The organism is uncultured Sphingomonas sp., from assembly GCF_913774285.1.
Taxonomy (GTDB): Bacteria; Pseudomonadota; Alphaproteobacteria; order Sphingomonadales; family Sphingomonadaceae; genus Sphingomonas.
In genome coordinates this window covers 14,778-38,811 of sequence record NZ_CAJYHX010000017.1, presented here as the reverse complement: position 1 = coordinate 38,811, position 24,034 = coordinate 14,778, and the positions used below count along the sequence as shown (strand labels likewise).

The window sequence follows — 24,034 nt, the reverse complement described above, 5'->3', positions numbered from 1 at the left end:
GACTCGACGGCGGCGCCCCTATACCCTAGGGGGGTATCGAGCAAGCGAAACGGAAAGGGCCGGCGATGAGCCATGTCGCGCGCGAGAAGCAGAAGCTGCGCAACCGATTGAAAAGGCTGCGCGGCCAGATAGAGGCAATCGAGCGCGCGGTGGATGCCGATGCCGAATGCGCCCGCGTGCTTCAGCAGGCCACTGCCTGCCGGGGCGCGCTCGACGGCTTCATCGCCGAGGTGATCGAGGACCATATCCGCGAGCACATGCTGGAACCCGATGCCGCGTCGGACGATCCCAAGGTCCAGGCGGCCGAGGAACTGGTCGCGATCGTGCGCAGCTATCTTCTCTGAGTGGAGCGGCCCCATGCAGACCAGCCTCGTCGATCGCGCCGCCGCCCTGCTCGGCAGCCCCGTTTCGGGTGCGGCGGCACTCGCCGGCGGCGACCTGTCGGCGGTCCACCGGCTCCGCCTTGTGGGTGGCGGCAGCGCGATCGCCAAGCAGGGCCCGCTGGTGTCGCTGGAAGCCGAGATGCTACGCGCCATCGCTGGGAGCGGGGCACCGGCGCCCAAGGTGCTGGCGGTCACCGAAGACCTGTTGCTGATCGAGGAGATGCCGAACGACGGTCCTCTCGCAACCGGCTGGGACGATCTGGCACAGGTGCTGCAGACGCTCCACGCCTCGACCGGCGGCGCCTATGGCTGGCGCGCCGACTATGCCTTTGGCCGGGTCGCCATTCCCAACGCAGCCACGCCCGACTGGCCGAGCTTCTGGGCCGAGCGGCGGCTGCGCTGCCACGTGTCGCACGTACCCGCGGCACTGGCGCGGCGGCTGGAACGCCTCGCCGATCGCCTGGCCGGCCTCCTTCCGAGCAACCCGGCGCCGGTGTTGCTGCACGGCGACCTGTGGGGCGGGAATGTCCTGGTGTCCGGCGGCCGGGTAAGCGCGCTGATCGACCCCGCCTGCTATCATGGCGACCGGGAGGTCGACGCCGCGATGCTCACGCTGTTCGATGCGCCGCCCGCCCGCTTCTTCGATGCGCTCGCGCTCACGCCGGGGTGGCAGGAACGGCAGCCGATCTATCGGCTGTGGCCTTTGCTCGTGCACCTCCGGCTGTTCGGCAGCAGCTATGCCGGCGCGGTGGAAGCGGCGCTCGTGGAAGTGGAGTGATGTCGATCCTCCCCCGCCGGGGGAAGGATTCAGCAGCTACCCGAACAGCCTGGCGAGGCTGCGTTCCAGCATCACCAGCTGCCACAGCGTGCGGCCGTGCTCGGCGCGGCCGGCGCGGTGGTCCTCGGCCAGCCGGGCGATCGTCCGCGGCTCGAACCAGCCGCTCTGGAGCAGCAGCGGCGAACGGGCGAGCGCCGCCGCCTCCTCGGCCAGCGCGTGGCGGAACCAGGCGCTGATCGGGGTGACGAAGCCCATCTTGGGTCGATAGAGGATCTCGCGCGGCAGCCAGGGCTCCAGCGCCTTCTTCATCAGCCACTTGCCCTGCCCACCGCGAAGGCGGAGCGACGGCGGCAGGCTCGCCTCGAACTCGACGAGGCGGTGATCGAGCAGCGGCTCGCGTGCCTCCAGGCCCACGGCCATGCTGGTGCGATCAACCTTGGTGAGAATGTCGCCCGGCAACCAGTGGCGGATATCGGCATATTGCGCGCGATCGAGCGCATCGCGCGCGGGCGCGTGCCGCATCGTCTCCACATAGCGCGTCTCGGCGCGATAGCCATCGAGCGCCGCACGCGCGGTGTCGCTGTAGAGCTGGTTGCGGAGCGTCGGCGTGGTGACGCCCACCGCCTTGGCATAGGCCTCCGCCCCATCGTCGGCGAGCGCGAGCAGGGTCGTCTTGGCGCGGAACGGCCGCGGCGCCCAATCCGCCTTGGGATAGAGCGTCCCCAGCCGCCCGAAGAGCCGCGCCCGCACGTCCGGCAGGAGGAGGCCGCGCACCCGCTCCTCGACGGCGAAGAAGCGGTGGCGGCGATATCCGGCCAGCGCCTCATCAGCCCCGTCGCCGGAAAGGGCGACGGTCACGCTCTCGCGGGCGAGTTGGCAGACGCGATAGGTCGGCAGTGCCGAGGCATCGGCGAAGGGCTCATCGAAGGCGGCGACCAGCGTGTCGATCAGCCCGTAATCCTCCGCCCCCACGGTGCGGGTGCGATGGCTGGTGGCGAAGCGCGCCGCAACCTTCGCCGCATGGGCGGTCTCGTCGAGCCCGGCTTCGTCGAAGCCGATCGTGCACGTCTTCACCGCTGCCTTGCTGCGCTCGGCCATCAGCGCGACGACCGCCGAGCTGTCGACACCGCCCGACAAGAACGCGCCCAGCGGCACGTCGGCGATCATCCGCGAGCGGACGGCGGTGCGCATCCGCTCGATCAACTCGGCCTTGAGGTCACGCGTGCGGCCGGTGGCGCGGCGGGTGAAGTCGATATCCCACCAGCGCACCGGCTGCGGCGCCGGGCGGCCACGCTGGAGCAGCAGGAAATGCCCCGCCGGCAGCTTGTGCACGCCCGCGACGATGCTGGCGTCGTCGGGCACATAGCCGAGCGCCAGATAGTCCTCGACCGCGCGCAAATCGGCGGCGCGGCGGAGCAGCGGATGCGCAAGCAGGCCCTTCAGCTCCGAGGCGAAGGCGACCGCGCCGTCGGCCAGTTCGGCATAATGGAGCGGCTTCACCCCGAAGCGGTCGCGGGCGAGGAACAGGCTCTGGCCGGGCGCGTCGTAGAGTGCAAAGGCGAACATGCCGTTCAGCCGGGCGAGCAGGTCCGGCCCCCAGGCGCGCCAGCCGTGAAGCAGCACCTCGGTGTCGCTGTCGGTGACGAAGCGGGCGCCCAGCGCCTCCAGCTCGGCGCGGACCTCGCGGAAATTGTAGATCTCGCCGTTGAAGGTGACGGCGAGGCTCTGGTCTGGCAGCGCCATCGGCTGGACGCCGCCTTCGAGGTCGATGATCGCCAGCCGGCGATGGCCGAGCCCGACCCCCGCCACGCACCACACGCCCGAGCCGTCGGGTCCGCGGTGCGCCTGGGCATCACTCATCGCGACGATGCGGGCGGGGTCGATCGGCTTGGGGAGCCCGGGATAGAAGAGGCCGGCAATGCCGCACATCAGCGCATGCCCTCGCGGTCGCCTATCCGTCCCCTATCGTCGCCGTTCATGATCCGCATCGTAGCGGCCCGGTACCAAGCGATCGGCATCTGCGCCACCCCGCTGATGGAGGTGGCCTGCAGGCGCCTCGAGGAGCGCGTCGAGCGGTGCCAGCCGCGCGTCCCAGCTGTAGCGGGCGATCACGCGCGCGCGGGCAGCGGCGCCGAGTGCCGCGGCGGTATCGGGGTCATCGAGCAGGCGCAGCACGGCGCCGCCGAACGCATCTGCGCCCTCGGCGACACAGAGCGTGCCGGCATGGTCGACCCCCTCGGCCGCGGCCGGCGAGGCAACCACCGCCCGCGCCATCGCCATGCCTTCGAGCACCTTGTTCTGAATGCCCCTCGCCAGTTGCAGCGGCGCCACCACCAACGCGGCGGCGGCGAGCCAGTCGCGCACATCGGGAACGCTGCCGGTGACGAGAACGCCGGGTCGCTCCGCCAGCGCCTGGACCGCCGGGGTCGGCGCGCGGCCGACGACCGCGAGCCGCGCGTCGGGATGGGCGCGTCGGACGCGGGGGAACACCTTTTCGGCGAACCAGCGGATCGCCTCGATGTTCGGCCGGTAATCCATCTGCCCGGTGAAGACGAGCAACGGCCCCTCCCCGCCGAGCGGCTCGAAGCGGCCGGCGGGATCGTAGAACACCGTGTCGATGCCGTTCTCGATCGCATGTACGCGGGGGGCGTTGGTGCGCTCCCGGAACAGCGTCGCCTCGGCGTCGCTCACGAACAGGCTGGCATCGGATAGGCCAGCGACGCGGCGCTCATGAGCGAGCAGCAGCGACGCCTCGCGCTTGTGCACCCAGGCCATGGCCCCACGCCCGCCCTTTGCATAGGCGGCGAACTTGGCCGAATCCATGTCGACAAAGTCCATGATCACCCGCTGCTTGGGAGCGGGCGGCAGATACTGTGCCATCTGGCTGGAGAAGAGGAAGATCGTGTCGATCGGCTGCGCTTCCAGGAGCGCATTCACCGCACGTCGTACTGCCGGGTCGGCAAAGGCGACCAGCGATACCGGCCGGCGCTGCAGCAACGCGCGCGCGCCCGTCCAGACGGTCGGCGCCTTCCGCCAGACGATCGTGCGTGTCGCAGTATGAGCCGCAAGGCCGTCCTGGTGCTGCAGGTCCTCGGGATCGTCGGCGAAGGCGACGAGATGGATGCGGTGGTCGCGGGCGAGATGGCGCAGCAGGTGATAGGCCCGGATCTTGTCGCCACGATCCGGCGGAAAGGGCATGCGGTGGGCGAGGAACAGGATGTCGCCCATCAGCCGAGCCCGCGCGAGAGCAGCGGCCCGATGCGGTTGGCCGCCCAGAGCGGCAGCCGCTTCCATGCCGCGATCTGCAACCGGAACTTCGGATCGAGCGGGTTGATGCTGCGCGGTGCGGCACCCTCGGCATGCCGCGAGAAATAGACTAGGGACTCGGGCGCGAAGCCCCAGTTCTTCTTGAACGCCGCCGCGCCGGTGCCGGCCTTGGAGCGGCCGAAGTCGAACCGCGAACAGCCGCGCGCGCGGGCATGGGCCATCAGCGCGAAATACATCCGGTCATTGGCGCGCAGCCCCCGCGCCGCCTCGGTCCCGCCGCCCCAATAGGGATAGACGGTGCCGCGCCAGTAGAGGCTGAGCACGCTCGCCACCGCGCGGCGCTGGTGCCGGACGGTGAGGATGTCCGCCTCCGCCCCGAACGCCTCCAGCACCGCCGCGAACAGCGCCGACGGAAAGACCGGGGTGCCGAGATTGCGGACGCTTTCGGCATAGACGGTGTAGTGCGCGCGCCGGGCGGCCCGGTCGGCTGCAACCTCCACCGCCAGATCGGCGGCGAGCGCCTTGCGCAGTTCGGCGCGCTGCTTGCGCGGCACGGCGAGCAGTTCGGCTTCGTCATCGGCCGCTAGCCGGCGGACGAAGCCCAGATAGGTCGTGTCGTCGCGCGCCCAGTCCTCCCCCGGACAGGGGCCGCCGCGCAGGTCGAGGCTCGGGCAGCGCAGGCGCGTGGCGAGGCTCCAGGCGGCCTGCCCGAGCGCGGCGACCGCAAACCCCTGCTCGGCGAGAATGCCGCCGCCGACGCCGAAACCGGTCGAGACCAGTGCCCGGCCGAACAGCGACGAGACGACGGCCGTCAGCGGCAACACCCCGACGATCCGCCCGCCCGCGCCCTCCGCCACCAGATAGTGGCTGCGCTGGCGGCATCCCTTCGCCACCGCCATGCTCCATTCCGGCAGGTGAAACGGCGTGGCATCGGCCTGCGCGTCGACCCAGGCGGAGAGCCGCCCCCACTCGGCCGCATCGTGCAGGTCGGCCGTGCGGACGGACAGGCTCACGCCAGCCGCTCCGCCGCCTGCGCGGCGATGGCATCCACCCGGCCCCAGTCGTGCGTCCCGAGCAGGGTCCGCAGCTTGCCCTGCATCGCACCCAGTCGGGCACAATGGCGCAGGCGCGACTTGAGCGGCGCCCCGCGGACCCGCGGCTGGCCGGGGTCGATCTCCCAGGGATGGAAATAGAACATCGCCGCCTCGCCTCTCCCGTTGGCGGCGCGGATCGCGCGGTCGGTGACGCCCTGCGGCAGCAGCCGGAAGAAGCCGCCGCCTGCGGTGACCTCGCGCCCCAGCACCCGCGCGATCGTGATCGGCAGCTCGATCAGCCCCGCGTCGGGCAGCGGCCGGAACGGCGCGCGCGGCGCATCGGGCCAGCCATAATGGTCATGCGCGATCGGCGCGATGCTCGACGAGTAGCAATAGTCCGCCTCGGCCAGCACCGCATGCGCCCAGGGGGTGCGCCGGTCGATCGAGAAGCTCGGCGCGCGATAGCCGTTCACCGCGACGCCCGCGGCATCCTCCAGTGCGGCGCGGGCGCGGGCGAGATCCTCGCGGAACTGGTCGGGGGTCAGCGTGAAGACGCGGGCATGGTCCCAGCCATGGCTGGCGACTTCGTGCCCGGCCTCGGCGATGCGGCGAATCAGCTTCGGATGACGCTCCGCCACCCAGCCGAGCGTGAAGAAGGTGCCCAGCACCCCCGCTTCCGCGAACAGCGCCAGCACGCGATCGGTATTGGCCTCGACGCGCCGCTCCAGCCCGTCCCAGTCACCGCGCGCGATCGTGGTCTCGAAGGCGCCGACCTGGAACCAGTCCTCGACGTCGACCGACAGGCCGTTGCGCACGCCCATGGCTCAGGCAGCACTACCGCGCAGGGCGTCGAGATCGATGCCGCTGCGGCCCTCATCCTTCTCCACCCAGTCAACCAGCAGCGAGAGCACGCGGCGCAGCGCATCGGACTGCGAGGCGACCTGCGCCTCCAGCTCGGCGACGCGGCGCTCGAGCGCCCGAGTCTCTGCCGAGCCCTCCGGCACCGCGCGCAGCGCGGCAACGCGGCTCGGGCGCAGCGGGGCGGATTCGCCCGTCGGCTCGGCGGCCGGTTCGATCACGTCCTCCTGCTCGATATCCTCGATCACCGCGGCGACATCGGGCGCGCCGAAATTCTCGATCTGCTCGACCGCGCCATACATCAGCACCCGGCTCGCCAGCTGGTTGAGCCGGCGCGGGATGCCGCCCGACCAGCGGTGCATCGCCGCCAGCGCATCGGCGGTGAAGCGCGGGCGGCCGCTCCAGCCGACCAGCATCAGCCGGTGCATCAGATAGGCCTCGACCTCCTCCACCTCCATCGGGGCGAGGTGGTGCATCGCGATCACCCGCTGGCGCAGCTGCTCGAAGGCGGGCTGCTGGAGCACCAGCCGAAACTCGGGCTGGCCGAGCAGGAAGATCTGGAGCAGCGGATAGCCGCCGGCCTGGAAGTTGGAGAGCATGCGCAGCTCGTCCAGGCTCTCGCCCGGCAGTGCCTGCGCCTCGTCCACCACCAGCAGCGTGCGGCGCCCGGCGCGGGCGACCTCGTGGAGCCCGCGCTCGATCGCCAGCAGCAGCGCGGCCTTAGAGAGATCATCCCCCGGCAGACCGAGCCCCTGCGCTACCAGCCGCAGCATGTCGTCGGCGCGCAAATGGGTGGAAACGATCTTGATCACGTTGAGCCGTTCGCCGTCCAGCTCTGCCAGCAGATGGCCGAGCAGCGTGGTCTTGCCCGCGCCCGGATCGCCGGTGATGACGACGAAGCCCTCCCCTTGGCTGAGGCCATAGCCGAGATAGGCCATCGCCTTGCCGTGCGTGGCGGTATCGAACCAGAAGCGCGGATCAGGGGTCAGCTGGAACGGCCGGCCGCGCAGCCCGTAATGATCGTCCATCATGCGTGCAGTCTCTCAAAAACCATAGCGCGCTCCGATCAGCGCCTGTGCCGATGCCTGGTCGGGGCCGTCGCGCATCGAGCCGTAGATGCCCGCCGTTGCGGTGAGGCTCAGATGCCCCAGGCGGCGGGTATAGGCGGTATTGGCGCCCCAGCCGAACACCGCGGTGCTGCCGGGGATGTCGCCGTCATAATAGCTGGCGAGCAGGTTCAGCCCGACCGTTCCGTCCCGGCCAGCGGCGAGCGCGGCAAAGGCCTGGGCATAGAAGCTCTCGTCCCAGCTGCCGCCGGTTGCGTTCGCGGCAATGGGGGTGAGGAAGTCACGTCGGGCAAAGCCGCCGCCCACGCCGAGCCGCGTCGTGCCGCGGCTCCACACCGCATTGGCGGTCATCCCGCGGCCGCGATAGGCTGCGGTCGCCGCCGAGGAGAAAGCGCCGGCGATGCAGCCGCCCGCCGCCGCGCCGCTGGTGCCGTAGATGCAGGCGCCGGCCTGCACACCGAACGGATCGGCGGTGGTGACGAAGCCTACCGGCAGCGCCGCGAGGCTGCCGCCGACCTGTTGGCCATAGGTCTCGACCGTATCGTACACCGCGACCTGGATGCCGCTGCCGTTGTTCCGCTGGAAGGTGAAGCTGCCGGTATAGCGCATCGCCCCGTAGCGGCGGCCGATCCGTACCTCGAGCGCGGTCCGCCGGCTCGGACGCCAGAGCACACCGCCGTCCCAGAACATGCCATCAAAATCATAGGCGATCCGCACGGGCGATGCCGGATCGGTGACATAGCGCCCCGCCCCGTCGACCACCGGCCTGCCGTCGGTGCCGAGCAGCGGATCGCGCTGACGGACGGTGATCTGCTCGTACCCCGCGCCGCCGACCAGCGCGACGGTGCGGCTGATCGGCGCGATCGCGTCGCCGCGCCCCGAACTGCTGGCAAAATGCTGGTCGAGCTGGCTGGCATTTTCGCGCACCAGCCCGCCGGTGACGCTGAGCCCGATCGGTAGGACGGCGCCGGGCTTTGCGCCGATGCTGGCATTCACTGCGTGCGAGGTGGAATGGTCGAAGCGATCGACCTGCGGCAGCGTCGCGGAAACGCCGGCCGCAGTACCGTCGTCGACCTTGGTAAAGCCGAAGCGATAGGCGCCCTGCACGAACAGCGGCCCGGCATGGGTGTCGAGCTTGGGACCGATAGTGCCCGAATAGAGCTGGCTCAGGTTGCGCGCGTTGGCGGCGTTGCCGGTCAGCGCATCGCCGCGCGCATCGGTGCGGGTACGGGTGGCGACGGCACCGGCCTCCAGCGTCAGCCCGCGGGCGGCGGTGATGCGCGCCTGGGCGAGGCCATTGTGACTGTCGCCCGATTGCAGGCTGCCCTTCTCGGTGAAGCGGTGCTGATACTGGTAGCTCACCTGCAACTGCACCCGACGCGTACGGATGCTGCCGTCGAGCCCGGCACCGAGCTGCGAGTAGGTCAGCGTCTCCCCGCCGTTGAGTTCGGCGGTGGCGACCTGGCTCACCTCAATATAGGGGGTGACGGTCGCGCGCCGCTGGGCGGCCGCGGGCACGATCGCGGCGGCGCAGACGGCCAGCACGATCGCGCCACGGATCACCGGCCCGCCTGCGCGTAATAGCTGCCGAAACGACGGCCCGAAGGCTGGAATGACACCGCGTTGAGGACGAGCTGGATATGCTCGCACCCATCGAGCGCAGCGACCGCGGCGCGCAGGTCCTCCTCGCTGGTGCGGTCGGCGCGGACCACCATCATCGTCTGGCCGACATGCAGCGCCAGCACCGAGGCCGGGGATGCCGCGAGCGCCGGCGGCGAATCGAAGATCACGATGCGGCGCGGATTGGCCGCCGCCAGACGATCGAGCATCGCCCGCGCACCGTCGCTCGCGAGCAACTCGGTATCGCTCACGCTACGGGTGCCGGCGGGCAGGATCGCGAGCTGCGGCACGTCGGTATCGACGATGCAGGCCTCGACATCGATCTGGCCATCGAGCGCATCGAGCAGCCCCGGCCCCTCGCCCATGCCGAGCCGCTTGGAGACGTCGGGCTTGGCGAAATCGGCGTCGACCAGAAGGATCTCGACATCCTTCTCGGCCGCCATCGAGAGCGCGAGATTGATCGCGCAGAAGGTTTTGCCTTCGTCGGGCTGGGCCGAGCAGACCAGGATCATCCGCGCGCGATCGGCATCGACGCCGGCGACGCCGCGCGCGGTGAGCAGCAGCTGCCGCTTCACCATGCGGAACTCCTCGGCGAGCGGGGTGATCGGGCCTCCGGGCACCAGCATGCCGGCCGCGGCCAAACGGTTGCGGTCGATCGGCACCATCGGGCGATCCTGCACGGGTGGTGCCGACTGCGACTTGGCGGGCGCCTCCTCCGCTGGCAGTGCCGGCATCATCGCGATCGCGCGCTGGATCAACGAGCCGGTGAAGCGCTTGGGGCTGTGTTCGTTCATCGCTCAGGCCCCCGCAGCATGGTGAAGCATGCCGACCAGCAGGATCGCGGCATAGGCGACGCCCAAGCCTGCTACGCCGCCGAGGAAGTGCTGGAGCTGCTTGCGGCGACGCGCCCGCTGCCGGGGCGTGACCACCTCGCCGATCGAGCCGATCACCGGCATCCCGCTGGCGCGCTCGAGCCGTGTCGCAGTGTCGAAGGTGGTCCGCAGTTTGGAGAGCAGGAATGCCGCCGCCACGCCCGCGCCCAGCCCCGCGACCAGCACGGCGGTGAGGAGCATCGGCCGGTTGGGCGAACTCGGGCTGCGCGGCTGGGTCGGCGGGTCGATGACGCTGAACTTCACCGCATCGGTCTGGCTCTGCGCCTGGCTGCTGATCCGCAGCTGTTCGCGATCGGCGAGCAGCTTGGCATACTGGTCCTTGAGCACCTGATAGTCGCGGTCGATCTGCCCCTGCTCGGAGGCCGCCTGCGGCGCCTGGGTCAGCTTGGCGTTGAGCGCCGCGAGATCGCCCTGGATCTGCGCGCGGCGTTGGCTGAGGGCTGCGACCTGCGCGGCCTTGTCGGCCTGCATCGAACGCAGGCTGAGGTAGAGCGGATTGGCGAAGCTGCCTCCGCCCCCAACACCGCTCGGCTCGCGCGCCGCGGCGGCCTGAGCCCCTGCAATCTGCCGCTTGAGTGCGACCACGTCCGGATGCGCCTCGGTGAAGCCACGCGCGCGGGCATCGGAAAGCTGCGCCTGCAGGTCCGCGAGCCGGGCGCGCGCCGGGCCGGTTCCTACCGGACCGCCACCCTGCCCCGCCACGCTGGCCGGCGTCCCCGCCATCTGCGCGTTGACGGCGCTCAGGCCGCTCTGCGCCGCCGCGAGATCGCTTTCGATCTGCTGGAGCTGCTGCTGCGCCGCGCCGATCCGGTCGTCGAGCGAGCCGGTGCCCGGCAGGCTGCCGAGGAAGCGCGACTGGAATTCGGCGCGCTTGGTCTCCGCCGCCTGCAGCGCCTGCTGGCGCTCGGCGAGTTGCTGGTCGAGAAAGGCGAGCGACTGGCTGCTCTCGTCGCGGCTGTCGGCGAGCTTGTTGTCGCGGAACAGCGCGATCAGCTTCTCGACGACCTGGCGGCAGATCGCCGGATCGGCGCCGGTCACCGCGATCTCGAACAGATTGTCCTGCTGGGCGGTGAGCTTGATCGCCTTTTGCAGCCCGGCAATGCGCGCGGCCAGATCCGCCGGCTTGGTGATCGTCTTCGCCAGATCGGTGCCGCGGACGACCTTTTCGAGGTTCACCGAACTGGTGAGCGTCTGGCGGATGCGGTCGATGTCCTGCTGCTGGCCCGCGGCCGCCACGCCGCCATCGTTCGGCAGCACCTGGCGCAGCTCGACGAGCACGCGCGCCTTGGACTCATAGCTGTCCGGGATGCGCGACACCGCCACCCAGCCGACCACGCATACCACCCAGGCGATCGCCAGCGCGAGCGTGCGGCGCATCCACACCGCGTGGATCGCGCTGCGGACCTCGTCGAACAGGCTTCCCATCAGAACATGCTCTGCGGGATGATGATCACGTCGCCCGGCTCCAGCCGGACGTTTGCGGAGGTGTCGCCGTTCTTCAGGAGATCGGAGAGGCGGAGCTTGAACTCGCGCTGCTTGCCGGTCTGCGGATCGTAGCGCACCAGCCGCGCGCGGTTACCTGCAGCGAATTCGTTGAGGCCGCCTACCGCGATCATCGCGTCGAGGATCGACATGTTGGCGCGGTACGGCAGCGAGGCAGGCTTCTCGGTCGCGCCGACCACGCGGATCTGCTGGCTGAACGTCCCCGAGAAATTCTCGACGATCACCGAGACGATCGGGTCCTTGATATATTCGCTGAGCGCCAGCTTCAGGTCGTCGGCGAGCATCGCGGGGGTCTTGCCCACCGCCGGCATGTCGTTGATCAGGGGCGTGGTGATGCGGCCATCGGGGCGCACCTGGACCTTGGTCGAGATCTCCGGGTTCCGCCACACGAAGATGCTGAGATGGTCGAGCGGGCCGATGACATATTCGTCGCTGGGCGCTTCCCTGGCGCCGACGAAGCCCGCGGCGGGCAGCTCGGGACGCGGTCCGCCGCTGCCGCACGCCGATAGCTGCGCCATCAGCGCCAGCGTCGCCGCCGCCTTGATCCCGAACGAAACCGCCATTGCCGTGCCTCCAAGCGGCAGCGAGGCGGCGTGTCGCGCGCCCGTGCCGGACGGCGAGCTATGGCGCAGGACGCGTAAATTTAGCGTTAGGCGTCAGGCTCCTGCCAGAAGCTCGCGAACCGGCGGGTGGCCGAGGAACGCCTGCGGGCTGGCGCTGGCGCCGTACGCGCCGGAGGCGAAGATCGCGATCAGGTCGCCTACCTCGGCACGGGGCAGCGCCACGCGATCCGCCAGCCGGTCGAGCGGCGTGCAGAGCGGGCCGACCACGGTGACCACCTCCTCCGGCGCGTCCTGCATCCGATGCGCGACGGCGACGGGATAGTTGCGACGCACAACGGTACCGAAATTGCCGGTCGCGGCGAGATGGTGGTGGAGCCCGCCATCGACGACGAGGAAGGTCTCGCCCTGGCTCTCCTTGCGGTCGATCACCCGCGCCAGATAGATCCCCGCCTCGCCGACCAGCCAGCGGCCGAGCTCGATCGCATAGTGCGTGTCTAGGCGGTCCAGTTCGCCGGCAAGCGCCGCGCCGACCGCCTCGACATCAAGCGGCAGGTCGCCGGGGAAATAGGGGATGCCGAAGCCGCCGCCGAGGTTGACCAGCGGCGGCAGCGCGCCCGCCTCGTCCGCCAGCCGCGCGGCGAGGCCGATGGTGGCGGCTTGGGTCTCGATTACCGCCTCGGCCGACAGCGCCTGCGAGCCGGCATAGATATGGAAGCCCCGCCAGTCGGCGCCGGCTGCCACCAGCCGCCGAACGAGCGCGGGCACCTGCGCGGCGTCGATCCCGAAGGGCGAAGCGCGGCCGCCCATCTTCATGCCGGAGCCGCGCAGCTCGAAGTCCGGGTTCACGCGGACCGCCAGCCGCGGCGTGATGCCCAGCCGATCGCCGATCGCCAGCGCGCGATCGGCTTCGCCCTCGGATTCAAGGTTGAGCGTCACCCCTACGCGGATCGCCGCTTCCAGCTCCGCATCGCGCTTGCCCGGCCCGGCGAAGCTGATCGCCGAGGCGTCCATCACCGCCAGCGCCTTGTCCATCTCGCCCGCCGAGGCGACGTCGATGCCGTCGACCTCGGGAGCGATGGCGGCGATCAGCGGCGGAAAGGGATTGGCCTTGATCGCATAGTGCAGCGCGATCCGGTCCGGCATCGCCGCGCGGAACCGCGCGATCCGCGCCTGCACTGCGTTCGCGTCGTACAGATAGAGCGGCGTACCCGCTTCCGCCCAGTCGCGGGCGCTGCGGCCGGAGATCTGCAGCACCGATTGCACGGCATAGTCGGCGGGAATGGGTCCGGTGGGCTTCGCGTTCATAGGATCTCCGTCTTCAGCCCGGACCGATCGAGCTTGCCATTGGCGTTGCGCGGCAGGCTTTCCCGCCAGACATAGCGCGCCGGTTGCTGGAAGCTCGGCAGTTCCCGCCGCAGCCGCGCGCGCAGTTCGTCCTCACGGCTGCCGTCGCCGCGTACGACGACCAGGATTGCCTGGCCAAGACGCGGGTCGGGGACGCCGAACGCCACCGCCTCGCTGGTCTCGCCCCCAGCGACCACGGCCTCCTCGATCTCGGTGGGGCTGATCCGGTTGCCCGAGGATTTGATCATCTCGTCGTCACGGCCGACGAAGCGCAGCAACCCCTCGGCATCCTCCGTCACCGTATCGCCGGACCATACCGCCATGCCCTGGCGCTCGGCGAAGGCCGGTGCCGGGCGGAAGCGCAGCGCGGTCCGTTCGGGATCGCGCCAATAGCCTTTGGCGACCAGCGGCCCGGCATGGACGAGTTCGCCCTGCTGCGCGCGACGGCCCTCGGCATCGACGACAAGGATCTCGGCGAAGGGAATGGCGCGGCCGATGGATTCCGGATGCTTGTCAACCAGTCCTGGATCGAGATAGGTCGAGCGGAACGCTTCGGTCAGGCCGTACATCGGATAGAGGTCGGCGCCGGGGAAACGCGTCCGCAGTCCCTGCACCAGGGGCCGGGTCAGCGCGCCGCCGGAATTGGTCAGCCGCTTGAGCGAGGCCGTGTTCTCTTCCGGCCATTCCGCCTCGAGCAGTTGCACCCAGAGCGGCGGCACCCCCGCCAGCGTGTTGATGCCGAACCGCCCGACCGCCTTCACCACGTCGCGCGCGGTGAGATAGTCGAGCGGCACCACCCGCGCGCCCGCCGCCCAGGTCGAGAAAAGCTGGTTCTGGCCATAGTCGAAGCTCAGCGGCAGCACGCCCAGCACCCGGTCCTCCGGTGCGAGCTTCAGGTAATGCGCGACGCTGATCGCCCCGAGCCACAGATTGGCGTGGCTGAGCATCACGCCCTTGGGCCGCCCGGTCGACCCCGACGTGTAGAGGATCGCCGCCAGCGCATCGGGTTCGCCGCTCGCGAGCGGCAGGGCGTCGGTGCCGACCAGTTCCTCTTCGGTGACGATCAGGCAATCGGCGGGCACGTCGCCGGGCTCGAGCGCCGCCAGCCGCGCCTGCTGCGTCACCAGCAGCCGCGCCCCGCTGTCCGCCAGGATGTGCGCGACCTGCGCGCGCTTGAGCGCAGGGTTGATCGGCACATGGACGAGTCCCGCGCGGGGACCGGCCAGCGGCAGCAGGCACGCGGTGCGGGTCTTCGGCAGCCAGCTCGCCACCCGCTCGCCCGCGGGCAGGCCATGCGCGGCGAGGGCATGCGCCATGCTGCCCACCGCCGCCTCCAGTTCGGCATAGGTCAGCGTGCCTGCCTTGTCTTCCAAAGCAACGGCGTCCGGCGCGCCACGCAGCGGCAGCGCGTCTATAAGATGCGGGGCAGGATCGAGCGCGATCATGCACCACCCATAGTCTTGGCAGCGCCGCCGCCAAGCCTTACGGAAGCGCAAATTTCTTGCAGGGGAACCCCATTGCGGCCTGAAGCCATGCTCGACATCGAAACCACCGTCCGCGGCGTGCTGCGCGACGTGCTCGGGTTGAGCGACGATCGCGTTGCCGCGTTCGACGAGACCACGCCGCTGTTCGGCGCCCTGCCCGAACTCGATTCGCTCGCCGTCGCCGGCGTGCTGACCGAGATCGAGGACCGGCTAGGCATCCTGATCGAAGACGACGAAGTCGACGGCGAGATGCTGGAGAGCTTCGGCACGCTCACCCGCTTCGCCGCGCAAAAGGTATTGGGGTGATCGAACCCTATGACTGGGCAGGCGGCCGCGAAGCGATGGTGCGCTTCGGTCCCGGCAGCGGCCCCGTCGTCATCGCGGCGTTGCCGCTGTTTGAAGAGGCGAACCGGATGCGCGGGTTCGCCGCGACGATCCTCCGGTCGCTCGCCGAGAACCACGGCATCGCCGGCGTGCTGCCCGAGCTTCCCGGCACCGGCGAGAGCCTGATCCCCAGCGAGCGCATCGCCATCTCCGATCTGCGCGCGGGCTTCGCGGCGGCAGCGCGCACCGCCGGCGGCCGCGCCTACTCCATGGCCATCCGCAGCGGCGCCCTGCTTGACGGCAGCGTGGTCATCCGCCGCCGCTGGCACTTCGCGCCGCAACCCGGGGACGCGCTGCTCCGCGCGCTCCGCCGCATCCACCGCATCGGCGACGCGCCCGGTTATGGTGGCCATCGCCTGCCCGACACGTTCCTAGAGGAACTGCCCGACTGCCATGTCGAGCCCGCCCGCACGCTCCGGCTGGAGGGCGACACCCGTCCGGCCGATCGCCTCGTCCCCGGCCGCGCGCTGTGGCGCGAGCCGACGCCCGACAACGACCTCGATCTCGCGACGCTGCTTGCCGACGACCTCGCCGCCTGGGTGCGCATGTGCGAAGCCTGATCGGCTTCCCCTGCCTGGGCGACATGCTGGTCGGCACGCTGGACAGCGCGTCGGGCGCTACCGGGCTGCTGATCGTGTCGAACGGCAACGAAATTCGCAGCGGGCCGCATCGCAGCATGTCGCAGCTGGCGCATCGCATCGCGGCGGCGGGCTATCCGGTGTTCCGCTTCGATCGCCGCGGCGTCGGCGATTCGGCGGGCAGCAACCAGGGCTTTCTGGAAAGCGCGCCGGACATCGTTGCGGCTGCAAGCATCTTCCGGCGCGAGGCGAAACTGCGGCGCGTGGTCGCGTTCGGCAATGGCGACGGCGCGACGGCGCTTGCGCTGTTCCATGCCCAGGCGCGGATTGACGCGCTGCTGCTCGCAAATCCCGTTATCGTCGCCCCCCTCCCCCCGCCGGAAGAAGCCGAGGAGGGAGAAGCGGCGCGCGGCTGGATGCGGCAGGTGATCGGCAGAGTCGCGACACGGCGGCCGGAAACCCATCGCAACCTCGGCAGCGAACTCGCCGCCGCGTTCACCGCGGCGGAGGTGCCGATGACGGTACTGCTCGCCACCCGCGACAAGATCGCCGCGGACTTCGCCGAATTCCTGCACAAGCCGGCCTACGCCGCCGCCGGCACCCGCGTGCGCCGCAAGCAGTTTGATACCGCCAGCCATGTTTTCGCCGGCACTGCCGACAAGGCCTGGCTATACGAGCGGGTGATCGAGGCGCTCGCCGAGCAGCGAGCGCCCTGACCTCTCGTTATTCGGCCGCCTGCGCGACCGTCTCGAAATCCGCCGCCGCGAGGAAGCGCTCGGCGTCGAGCGCGGCCATGCAGCCGGTGCCGGCGGCGGTGATCGCCTGGCGGTAATGCTTGTCCATCACGTCGCCGCAGGCGAACACGCCGGGCACGCTGGTGTTGGTCGTGCCCTTCTCGACCTGGATATAGCCGTCGTCGTCGAGCGCGATATGGCCGCGGAACAGCTCGGTCGCCGGGTGATGGCCGATCGCGACGAAGCCGCCATCGACCTCCAGCGTCGAGAGCTCGCCGGTCACCGTGTCCTTCAGTTCGATGCCGACCAGGCCTTCGGGCTGGCCGCCCCCGATGAAACGCACGACTTCCTTGTTCCACGCCATGGTGATCCGCTCGTTGGCGAACAGGCGCTGCTGGAGGATCTTCTCGGCGCGCAGCGAATCGCGGCGGTGGATCAGCGTCACGTCATGGCTGTGGTTGGTGAGGTACAGCGCTTCCTCGACCGCGGTGTTGCCGCCGCCGATCACTGCCACCTTCTTGCCGCGGAAGAAGAAGCCGTCGCAGGTCGCGCAAGCGCTGACGCCCTTGCCCTTGAGCAGTTCCTCCGAATCCAGCCCCAGCCAGCGCGCCTGCGCGCCGGTGGCGATCACCAGCGTGTCGCCGGTGTAGACGGTGCCGCCGTCGCCGACGAGGCGGAACGGGCGCTGGCTGACGTCGATCTCGACGATCGTGTCCCACATCATCTGCGCGCCGACATGCTCGGCCTGGGCCTGCATCTCCTGCATCAGCCACGGGCCCTGGATCACCTCGCGGAAGCCGGGATAATTCTCGACATCGGTGGTGGTGGTCAGCTGGCCGCCGGGCTGGATGCCCTGGACGACGATCGGGGCGAGGCCTGCGCGCGCGCCGTAAATGGCGGCCGAGAGGCCGGCGGGGCCCGAGCCCAGAATCAACATGCGGGTAGAATGGGTGGCGGTCATGCTCTGCTTTCCGACGAATCTTCGATGCCGCTTCTAGAGACAGGGCATCGTCGGAAGCAACATGGCGTCGCGGGACATATCTGCAACGCCGTGCCGGAACGGAAAAGCTGTTACGCCACCAAGACGAACTACGCGCCGATCAGCGAAGGATCCACACCGCCACGCTCGCCCAGAAGAGCACGCTGCCCATCGCCATGATCAGCAGGCTGCGCGATGCAGCGGGATCCACACCCCGGCCTTCGACCTGCTCCGGCGGCAATTCATGTAATGCACGCATTATACGGCGACTCCGTTCAAGCGACCCTCTTCCTGTTCTTGCTTATAGACGATCCGGAATCGCGTGCCGTTCCGGTATTATGCCTAATTTGTTACAGGGACCGGCGGGTACAAGTCCAGCGACGGAATCGCGGTAGGCGAATCTTCCGGCCGGATGAATCCCACGACCTTGTCCTCCTCCGTTCCGACGTCGAGCGCCAGAGTTCGTGGAGTTAGCGCGCTGTCCTCGGCAAAGGAGTGGAAGACCAGCAGCCGCGTCCGCGTCGCCCGCCCGCCATTGTCGAGCACCAGGGCCAGCCGGTCCGAGGCGAGCCGCACCAGCATGCCCGGTGGGTAGAGGTTGATGCTGCGCATGAACTGGAACAGCAACTCCCTGTCGAAATGTCCGTCCCAGCTCCACATCGCGCCCAGCGCGCGGGCCGGGAGCCACGCATTCTTGTAGGCCCGATGTGAGGTCAGCGCATCGTACACGTCGCAGATCGCGCCCATCCGCGCGGGCAGGCTGATCGCGTCGGCCTTCAGCCCGTGCGGATAGCCGTTGCCGTCCCAGCGCTCGTGATGGTGAAGGCAGACCTCCATCGCCAGCGCCGGCATCGCGCCATCCTCGCGCAGCAGCGCCGCGCCCTTTTCCGGATGGGTGCGCACCACCGCAAATTCCTCGGGCGAGAGCCGGCCGGGCTTGTCGAGCACGGCATCGGGGATCGCCACCTTGCCGACATCGTGGAGCAGCCCGGCCAGCCCCAGCGTGCGCACCGCCTCGTCGTCCATCGCCAGGTGCCGCGCCAGGTTGACCATCAGCGTGCACACCGCGACCGAATGCAGATAGGTATATTGGTGCTTGCTCTTGAGCTGGAGCACACGGAGCAGCGCCGAGGCATTGCGATCGAGCTGCCCGGCAATGTCGTCGACCAGCGCGGCGACCTTCTCATGTGCAACCGCGCGCCCCAGGCGGACATCGTCGAACGTACCGCGCACGGTATCGAGTGCGCCCGCGACCAGCGCCGCGGCCTGCGCCTGATCGGCGGAAAAACGGGCTGAGGGGGATTCGGGAAATTGCCTTTTCGCGTTCGCCGGCGGTGAAACAGCAGATGTTTCCGCCCCCTCCCCGCCCCGCGCGGCGGCTGCGGCGGCGGTCGCATCAAGATCCTGCGCGGGCTCCTGCGACCGCGCGACATCGATGATCACGCCGCCTTGAAACGCACGCAGTTTCTGGAGATCCTCAAGCTCTGTGAGCAGGAAGCGGGTCCGCCAGAACGGGTGTTCCCACCATGACCCCTCGAAGCCGTGGATGAACATCCCGAGCCGGACCTCTGCCGCCGGCACGGTCTTCAGGGCCGCCATGGCAGACGCCCTGCGCAATCCGTTCCGGGCGCTCCCCGAGAGCGCCTCTCCCCTGACACGTCGCCAAGCCTCCCAACGACTTATGGTCCTCGCAGGCTAAACCGCACGACCTAATCGACTATATCCAGATATCGTTAGCCAGGTGCTAACGGCGCGCACGACGTTGCCCCGCTGCGCTGGCACCGCCGATTACTTGCCCAGCGCGAGGAAGGCGCCGGCTGGTCCGGGCGCTTCCGCACCGGGACAACAGCTGCGCGTAACGGCGCGTCAGACCGACGCAAGAACGCTCCCCCCGCGCAACGTTGGAAAGCAATGCCAGGCGCGAAAAATCAACGAGGAGGAAATCCTGCAACTTCGTGCCATCGTTGCGCTGACGTGACGTGTGCCGCCATCGAGAATTAAGCGAAAATTATCGCGGAAGACCACTGAAGACTGCAGCCGGAACCTTCAGTAACCCTTCGATTCGCCAGCGATATTTTTAAACCCTCCTTAACTTCGCCGATGATAGCTGCTCCCTCGCAGCTCCGTTGGATTGGATCGAAACGACAAAAGTCGTTGCTGCGCTAAAAGGGAACAGCTTCATGATTTTGATGGATTCCGCGCGTTTTCTGAACCTGCGGTATGGCATTTCGACCGCCGCGCTGCTGACCGCTATCGCAGCTCCGGCCTATGCCCAGAACGCGGCGCCCGTACAGGCGGCCGACGCTCCCGCAAGCGCGGTTGAAGCGTCGCAGGACCCGGCCGCGCCCGACGCGCAGGACCAAGCCGCTCCGGCCGATCAGGCCCCCATCGTCGTCACCGGCACGCTGTTCCGCAATTCGAACGCAAGCTCGATCTCGCCGGTAACCGTGCTGAGTTCGGAGACGCTGCAGCGCGCCAACATCACCACCGCGCAGGACGCGATCCGCTCGGTATCTGCGGACAGCGCCGGGTCGATCTCGACCGGTTTCCGCAACGGCTTCTCAGCCGGTGGCGCCGCCGTATCGCTGCGCGGCCTGGGCGTGTCGTCGACCGTCGTGCTGATCGACGGGCTCCGCTCGGCGAACTTCCCGCTTAACGACGATGGTCACAATTCCTATGTCGACCTGAACTCGATCCCGTTCAGCATCGTCGACCGCATCGAAGTGCTGAAGGACGGCGCGTCGTCGACGTACGGTGCGGATGCAATCGGCGGCGTCGTCAACCTGATCAGCAAGAAGAATGTTCAGGGGATCGAAGGCTCGGTCCAGGGCGGCACGACCGAACGTGGGGACGGTTCGCACTATCGTGCGACCCTGACCGCCGGCGTGGGTGACTACCAGGAGAAGGGCTTCAACTTCTATGTGAATGGCGAATATACCTATGACGGGTACATCACCAATCACTCGCGCGGCTACCCCTTCAACACGCTCGACCTGACGCCGAGCGGCCTGCTCGATCGCAATCGCAACGACGACAGTTTGACCACGCCGAACCCGCAGGCCGTAGTCACCCGCGTTCGGCAGACGGATCTCAATAACCCCCTGGCCGGTCAGGTCGGCGCGCCGCTGACCAACCAGTACCAGCTGCTCAATCCGAATGCGTGCGCGAACGGCACGTTCACGGTGACGTCAGGCGCCGCGCAGGGCACCGGCTGCAAGCACAATCTTCCCGATGAATATTCGATCATCCAGCCCAAGCAGCAGCGCTATTCGACCACGGCGCGCCTCACCGCGCGTCTGAGCGACAATCTGGAAGCGTTCGCGAGCGGCAGCTACTCGCATTCGGAAGTCAGCATCACGGGCACGCCGTCGGGCATTCGCCAGACCCAGCCGTTCGGCGGCTCGGCCTCGATCGCATCCAGCAGCCCGGGCATCGTGCTGCCGATGTATGTCTGCGCCTCGGGCGTGAACTGCGCCACCGCCGCCGATCGCCGGCTCAATCCGAACAACCCCTATGCCGTCGCCGGCGCCGACCCGACGCAGAACGCAGCCCGCATCTACTATCTGTTCGGCGACATCCCCGCCGGCAGCTTCCGCTATGTCGATGTGTTCCGCACCACCGCCGGCATTTCGGGCAAGTTCGGCAACGGCTTCACCTTCCGCCTCAACGGCGTTTATGCCCGCGACAATTTCAGCGTAACGCAGCGCGGATTTATCAATATTCAGGGCCTGTTGAACGCGATTAACACGGGTTCGTATAATTTCGTCAATCCGGAGCAGAATACTGCAGCGGTGCGCAACCAGATCTCGCCGGAGCGCACCACGCCGTCTTACTCGACCGTGGCGACGATCGGCGGCTCGCTGATCAAGTCGGTCATGTCGCTGCCCGGCGGCGATCTTAATGTCGGCGGCGGCTTCCAGATCCGTCGTGAGACGCTGATGAACCGCAACCAGAATGCGGATCTCAGCTACTACGCGCTGAACACTTCGTCGGCGCAGGGTCGTCAAACCGTCACTGCCGGCTTCTTCGAAATCGATGCGCCGTTCCTGAAGACCGTCGATCTGAACGTGTCGGGCCGCTACGACCATTATTCGCAGGGCTATAGCCACTTCTCGCCCAAGGTTGGCGTGAAGTTCAACCCGACCGAGCAGATCGCGTTCCGCGCCACCTACTCGCAGGGCTTCCGCGCACCGACCTTCGCGGAGTACAATCCGGCAAGCAGCTATTCGGGCTTCTCGTCCTACACGCCGCTCGCGCCGTTCGTCGCAGCCCACCCGGGCAATCCGGCCTATTCGGGCACCTACAACATCGGCAGCGGGGCCACCGGCAACCCGAACATCCTGCCGGAAAATTCGCAGAGCGTCACCATCGGGACGATGCTGAAGCCGACGCGCTGGTTCAACGTCACGGTCGACTATTACAACATCAAGAAGTCGAACCTCATCGTCAGCGGTCCGCTGCGGGCCGATGCGATCAAGGCCTATTACGGCCAGACCAACGCCGCCGCCGCCTGCGCCGCGCTGGCCGCGGTCGGGCCTGGCTATCAGTGCAACGTCGTCGACGCACCGGATCCGGTCAACCCGACTGCCCTGCCGCGCCTGCTGGTGTTCAACGTGCCCTATGTGAACGCCAACTATCAGGTCAGCTCGGGCCTCGACATGCAGGCGACTGCGAACATTCGCTTCTCCGACAATGTGCGCCTGATCAGCCGCGTCGACCTCACCCGCGTTCTGCGCCTCGATCTGGTCACCCCGACCGGGGTCGTGCAGAAATATGCCGGTACGCTCGGGCCTTACGAGCTGTCGTCGGGTGGCGGTACCCCGCGGATGCGCGGCAACTGGCAGAATGCGCTGGAAGTCGGCAAGTTCTCGCTGACCGCGACGACCTACTATGTCGGCCGCATCAAGCAGGTCGCGGCGGACGAAATTTCAGCAGCGCCGAACACCGTGGTGGATCTGTCGTGCTCGCACACGCTCGCGCCAATCGCCCGTCCGGAGGATGCCGCGAAGTTCTGCTACATCCGTCCGTTCATCTATGCCGATCTGAACGCGGCGGTGGAGGTAAACGACAAGTTCCGCTTCTTCCTCAACATCCAGAACTTCACCAATGCACGCGCGCCGCTTGCGGCCGGTGCCTATACCAGCAATCCGAACTATCTGAGCAGCTGGCACTATGCTGGTCTCGTCGGTCGCAACTTCAGCGCCGGCGCGAACTTCAAGTTCTGATCCCACACCGCCGAACATCGCGCATCGGGAGGGCATCTGCCCCTCCCGATGCGTCGTTCGGTCGTTGTCACACCGGGATGGTGCGTCGCGTGAGGCTCGGGCGGCGCGCCCAGCGGGCGATGGCCGGGAAGGCGTCCTTGAACACCAGGATACGCTTCTCGATCACGTGCCAGGAGAAGACCGCGAAGCACACCATCGCCAGCAGCGACAGGCCGAGGGTCTCGAAGAACTTGCCCGGGCCGATCAGGTGCACCACCGTCTGCTGGATCGGATAGGCATAGAGGTACAGGCCGTAGGAATAGTCGCCGCCGAAGAGCAGCTTGGGACGCCACATGCGATTGCAGCCGAAAGCCGCAATCGCATAGGCCGCCGGGAAGCTGGCGACATATTGCGCATTCGGGAAATACAGCAGCAGGCACGCGACGGCAAAGGCGGCGAAGGCGACCGCGAAGCCACCCGGCAGCGCGTGCCGATACCGATACACGACCATGCCGGCGACGAAGCTGAGCGTCAGGTTGAACTTGTCGACATTGAACCAGAGCGGCGCACCGGTCGCCATCTGGCGCCACGTCAGAAGCGCGACAGCGAGAATATAGGTGGCGGCGAGCAGCTTCGGTCGCTTGGTGAATCCGATCAGGAACAGCACGCTGATCGTGATGTAGCATTCCAGTTCCGACGGCACCGTCCATAGCGAGCTGTTGACGATGCCCGACACGGGATTGTCGAGGAACACGCCCGGCAGCCGGAAATGGATCCAGCCGATGATGTTGACCATATACTGGAAGAACTCGCGGTGCGTGAAATAGGTGGCGAGCGAAACCGTGGTCAGCAACGGCCCCAGGATCAGCGCCGACAACAGCACTTCCACCGTCAGCGCAGGAAAGATGCGCAGCACGCGATGCCAGAGGAACACCCCGAGGTTCGGCGCCCGCTCCAGGCTGGAAGAAACCAGGAAGCCGCTGAGCGCGAAGAACATCGGCAGGATGACGCGCACGAGCACCATGATCGGTTCATGGACATGCGGCAGCAGCGCCTCTGTCGACATCGTGACCGGAAAGGTGTGCCAAAGCACCACTGCCAGCGCGAGCACGAGCCGCGCATAATCGAAACCGGTCGTCGCGCGCGCGGCGAACCGTTCCCCCAAACTTGTCATTCTCGCCCCCTGCTGCAAATCAGCCGATAGGAATCGCCCGATGAGATTCCCGGTTCGGGCCTCAACATGAATTTGTCTTGAAATCAACGCGCCGAGCGCGAGCAGATGGTGCCCAAGTTCCAAAATGGATCAATACGCCATCTTACCCCGCGCAACTTGCACTATGCTCCGCGCAGCCACCCATTAT

General features: G+C 68.2%; 21 protein-coding genes. 6 read left to right on the top strand and 15 right to left on the bottom strand.

All coding sequences use genetic code 11. The features are described from left to right. The first annotated feature begins 65 nt into the window (after window positions 1-65). Entirely contained in the window at window positions 66-344 is a 279-nt protein-coding gene (locus QZ670_RS07250) for a metal/formaldehyde-sensitive transcriptional repressor (RefSeq protein ID WP_294253475.1), read from the top strand. Window positions 345-357: 13 nt separating this feature from the next. Continuing rightward, window positions 358-1,161, top strand: a complete 804-nt coding sequence (locus QZ670_RS07245; RefSeq protein ID WP_294253473.1) for a fructosamine kinase family protein — start codon at window positions 358-360, stop codon at window positions 1,159-1,161. Between the two features lie 36 nt (window positions 1,162-1,197). Here QZ670_RS07245 and QZ670_RS07240 read toward each other — a convergent pair whose 3' ends face one another. The 11 genes from QZ670_RS07240 to QZ670_RS07190 form a co-directional block, all read right to left on the bottom strand. Next, entirely contained in the window at window positions 1,198-3,090 is a 1,893-nt protein-coding gene (locus QZ670_RS07240) for an XrtA/PEP-CTERM system amidotransferase (protein WP_294253471.1), read from the bottom strand. Window positions 3,091-3,123: 33 nt separating this feature from the next. Further along, entirely contained in the window at window positions 3,124-4,389 is a 1,266-nt protein-coding gene (locus QZ670_RS07235) for a TIGR03087 family PEP-CTERM/XrtA system glycosyltransferase (RefSeq protein ID WP_294253468.1), read from the bottom strand. After that, the gene (locus tag QZ670_RS07230) at window positions 4,389-5,441 is read right to left on the bottom strand and encodes a FemAB family XrtA/PEP-CTERM system-associated protein (RefSeq protein WP_294253465.1); all 1,053 of its coding nucleotides are present in this window, start codon (window positions 5,439-5,441) and stop codon (window positions 4,389-4,391) included. The genes QZ670_RS07235 and QZ670_RS07230 overlap by 1 nt, the downstream gene beginning before the upstream one ends. After that, window positions 5,438-6,283, bottom strand: a complete 846-nt coding sequence (locus tag QZ670_RS07225) for an XrtA system polysaccharide deacetylase (protein WP_294253463.1) — start codon at window positions 6,281-6,283, stop codon at window positions 5,438-5,440. The genes QZ670_RS07230 and QZ670_RS07225 overlap by 4 nt, the downstream gene beginning before the upstream one ends. 3 nt (window positions 6,284-6,286) lie before the next feature. Continuing rightward, a complete protein-coding gene (locus tag QZ670_RS07220; protein ID WP_294253460.1) occupies window positions 6,287-7,351 on the bottom strand; it encodes an AAA family ATPase in 1,065 nt (354 codons plus the stop codon). 12 nt (window positions 7,352-7,363) lie between these two features. Then, window positions 7,364-8,950 carry a hypothetical protein gene (locus tag QZ670_RS07215; RefSeq protein WP_294253458.1) on the bottom strand — a complete coding sequence of 529 codons (1,587 nt, stop codon included), beginning with the start codon at window positions 8,948-8,950 and terminating at the stop codon, window positions 7,364-7,366. Beyond that, a complete protein-coding gene (locus tag QZ670_RS07210; protein ID WP_294253456.1) occupies window positions 8,947-9,801 on the bottom strand; it encodes an AAA family ATPase in 855 nt (284 codons plus the stop codon). The genes QZ670_RS07215 and QZ670_RS07210 overlap by 4 nt, the downstream gene beginning before the upstream one ends. Window positions 9,802-9,804: 3 nt before the next feature. Beyond that, window positions 9,805-11,325: an XrtA system polysaccharide chain length determinant gene (locus tag QZ670_RS07205; protein ID WP_294253453.1), complete on the bottom strand. Its 1,521-nt coding sequence runs from the start codon at window positions 11,323-11,325 to the stop codon at window positions 9,805-9,807. After that, window positions 11,325-11,921, bottom strand: coding sequence for an XrtA/PEP-CTERM system exopolysaccharide export protein (locus QZ670_RS07200; protein WP_294253640.1), 597 nt, complete (start codon window positions 11,919-11,921; stop codon window positions 11,325-11,327). The genes QZ670_RS07205 and QZ670_RS07200 overlap by 1 nt, the downstream gene beginning before the upstream one ends. 138 nt (window positions 11,922-12,059) lie before the next feature. After that, on the bottom strand, window positions 12,060-13,271 hold the full coding sequence (locus tag QZ670_RS07195) for a pyridoxal-dependent decarboxylase, exosortase A system-associated (protein ID WP_294253451.1): 1,212 nt from the start codon (window positions 13,269-13,271) through the stop codon (window positions 12,060-12,062). Continuing rightward, a complete protein-coding gene (locus tag QZ670_RS07190) occupies window positions 13,268-14,755 on the bottom strand; it encodes an acyl-CoA ligase (AMP-forming), exosortase A system-associated (RefSeq protein WP_294253448.1) in 1,488 nt (495 codons plus the stop codon). The genes QZ670_RS07195 and QZ670_RS07190 overlap by 4 nt, the downstream gene beginning before the upstream one ends. A gap of 87 nt (window positions 14,756-14,842) precedes the next feature. Between QZ670_RS07190 and QZ670_RS07185 the strand changes: the two genes are divergently transcribed. Genes QZ670_RS07185 through QZ670_RS07175 form a run of 3 tightly spaced genes read left to right on the top strand, consistent with a single transcriptional unit; the run spans window position 14,843 to window position 16,472 of the window. Then, complete coding sequence (locus QZ670_RS07185) at window positions 14,843-15,100, top strand: phosphopantetheine-binding protein (protein ID WP_294253445.1); 258 nt, start codon at window positions 14,843-14,845, stop codon at window positions 15,098-15,100. Next, entirely contained in the window at window positions 15,097-15,738 is a 642-nt protein-coding gene (locus tag QZ670_RS07180) for a hypothetical protein (protein WP_294253442.1), read from the top strand. The genes QZ670_RS07185 and QZ670_RS07180 overlap by 4 nt, the downstream gene beginning before the upstream one ends. Further along, the gene (locus QZ670_RS07175) at window positions 15,726-16,472 is read left to right on the top strand and encodes an alpha/beta fold hydrolase (protein ID WP_294253439.1); all 747 of its coding nucleotides are present in this window, start codon (window positions 15,726-15,728) and stop codon (window positions 16,470-16,472) included. The genes QZ670_RS07180 and QZ670_RS07175 overlap by 13 nt, the downstream gene beginning before the upstream one ends. A gap of 7 nt (window positions 16,473-16,479) precedes the next feature. On the opposite strand, the gene trxB is transcribed toward QZ670_RS07175, so the two are convergent. The 3 genes from trxB to QZ670_RS07160 all read right to left on the bottom strand — a co-directional run bounded on the left by trxB (window position 16,480) and on the right by QZ670_RS07160 (window position 19,068). After that, window positions 16,480-17,451 carry a thioredoxin-disulfide reductase gene (gene trxB / locus QZ670_RS07170; RefSeq protein ID WP_294253437.1) on the bottom strand — a complete coding sequence of 324 codons (972 nt, stop codon included), beginning with the start codon at window positions 17,449-17,451 and terminating at the stop codon, window positions 16,480-16,482. Between the two features lie 139 nt (window positions 17,452-17,590). Beyond that, a complete protein-coding gene (locus QZ670_RS07165) occupies window positions 17,591-17,728 on the bottom strand; it encodes a hypothetical protein (protein ID WP_294253435.1) in 138 nt (45 codons plus the stop codon). Between the two features lie 83 nt (window positions 17,729-17,811). Then, a complete protein-coding gene (locus QZ670_RS07160; protein WP_294253432.1) occupies window positions 17,812-19,068 on the bottom strand; it encodes an HD-GYP domain-containing protein in 1,257 nt (418 codons plus the stop codon). Between the two features lie 590 nt (window positions 19,069-19,658). Here QZ670_RS07160 and QZ670_RS07155 point away from each other — a divergent pair. Next, the gene (locus QZ670_RS07155) at window positions 19,659-22,694 is read left to right on the top strand and encodes a TonB-dependent receptor (RefSeq protein WP_294253429.1); all 3,036 of its coding nucleotides are present in this window, start codon (window positions 19,659-19,661) and stop codon (window positions 22,692-22,694) included. Between the two features lie 67 nt (window positions 22,695-22,761). Here the strand turns inward: QZ670_RS07155 and QZ670_RS07150 are convergent, their stop codons facing one another. Continuing rightward, window positions 22,762-23,847 carry an acyltransferase gene (locus QZ670_RS07150; RefSeq protein WP_294253424.1) on the bottom strand — a complete coding sequence of 362 codons (1,086 nt, stop codon included), beginning with the start codon at window positions 23,845-23,847 and terminating at the stop codon, window positions 22,762-22,764. Between the last annotated feature and the right edge of the window lie 187 nt (window positions 23,848-24,034).

Coding starts and splice junctions, on each gene's coding strand:
- QZ670_RS07155 (WP_294253429.1), top strand. CDS start 19,659: ATGGATTCCGCGCGTTTTCTGAACCTGCGGTATGGCATTTCGACCGCC.
- QZ670_RS07200 (WP_294253640.1), bottom strand. CDS start 11,921: ATGGCGCAGCTATCGGCGTGCGGCAGCGGCGGACCGCGTCCCGAGCTG.
- QZ670_RS07220 (WP_294253460.1), bottom strand. CDS start 7,351: ATGATGGACGATCATTACGGGCTGCGCGGCCGGCCGTTCCAGCTGACC.
- QZ670_RS07185 (WP_294253445.1), top strand. CDS start 14,843: ATGCTCGACATCGAAACCACCGTCCGCGGCGTGCTGCGCGACGTGCTC.
- QZ670_RS07245 (WP_294253473.1), top strand. CDS start 358: ATGCAGACCAGCCTCGTCGATCGCGCCGCCGCCCTGCTCGGCAGCCCC.
- QZ670_RS07210 (WP_294253456.1), bottom strand. CDS start 9,801: ATGAACGAACACAGCCCCAAGCGCTTCACCGGCTCGTTGATCCAGCGC.
- QZ670_RS07250 (WP_294253475.1), top strand. CDS start 66: ATGAGCCATGTCGCGCGCGAGAAGCAGAAGCTGCGCAACCGATTGAAA.
- QZ670_RS07235 (WP_294253468.1), bottom strand. CDS start 4,389: ATGGGCGACATCCTGTTCCTCGCCCACCGCATGCCCTTTCCGCCGGAT.
- QZ670_RS07195 (WP_294253451.1), bottom strand. CDS start 13,271: ATGAACGCGAAGCCCACCGGACCCATTCCCGCCGACTATGCCGTGCAA.
- QZ670_RS07240 (WP_294253471.1), bottom strand. CDS start 3,090: ATGTGCGGCATTGCCGGCCTCTTCTATCCCGGGCTCCCCAAGCCGATC.
- QZ670_RS07205 (WP_294253453.1), bottom strand. CDS start 11,325: ATGGGAAGCCTGTTCGACGAGGTCCGCAGCGCGATCCACGCGGTGTGG.
- QZ670_RS07190 (WP_294253448.1), bottom strand. CDS start 14,755: ATGATCGCGCTCGATCCTGCCCCGCATCTTATAGACGCGCTGCCGCTG.
- QZ670_RS07150 (WP_294253424.1), bottom strand. CDS start 23,847: ATGACAAGTTTGGGGGAACGGTTCGCCGCGCGCGCGACGACCGGTTTC.
- trxB (WP_294253437.1), bottom strand. CDS start 17,451: ATGACCGCCACCCATTCTACCCGCATGTTGATTCTGGGCTCGGGCCCC.
- QZ670_RS07225 (WP_294253463.1), bottom strand. CDS start 6,283: ATGGGCGTGCGCAACGGCCTGTCGGTCGACGTCGAGGACTGGTTCCAG.
- QZ670_RS07165 (WP_294253435.1), bottom strand. CDS start 17,728: ATGCGTGCATTACATGAATTGCCGCCGGAGCAGGTCGAAGGCCGGGGT.
- QZ670_RS07160 (WP_294253432.1), bottom strand. CDS start 19,068: ATGGCGGCCCTGAAGACCGTGCCGGCGGCAGAGGTCCGGCTCGGGATG.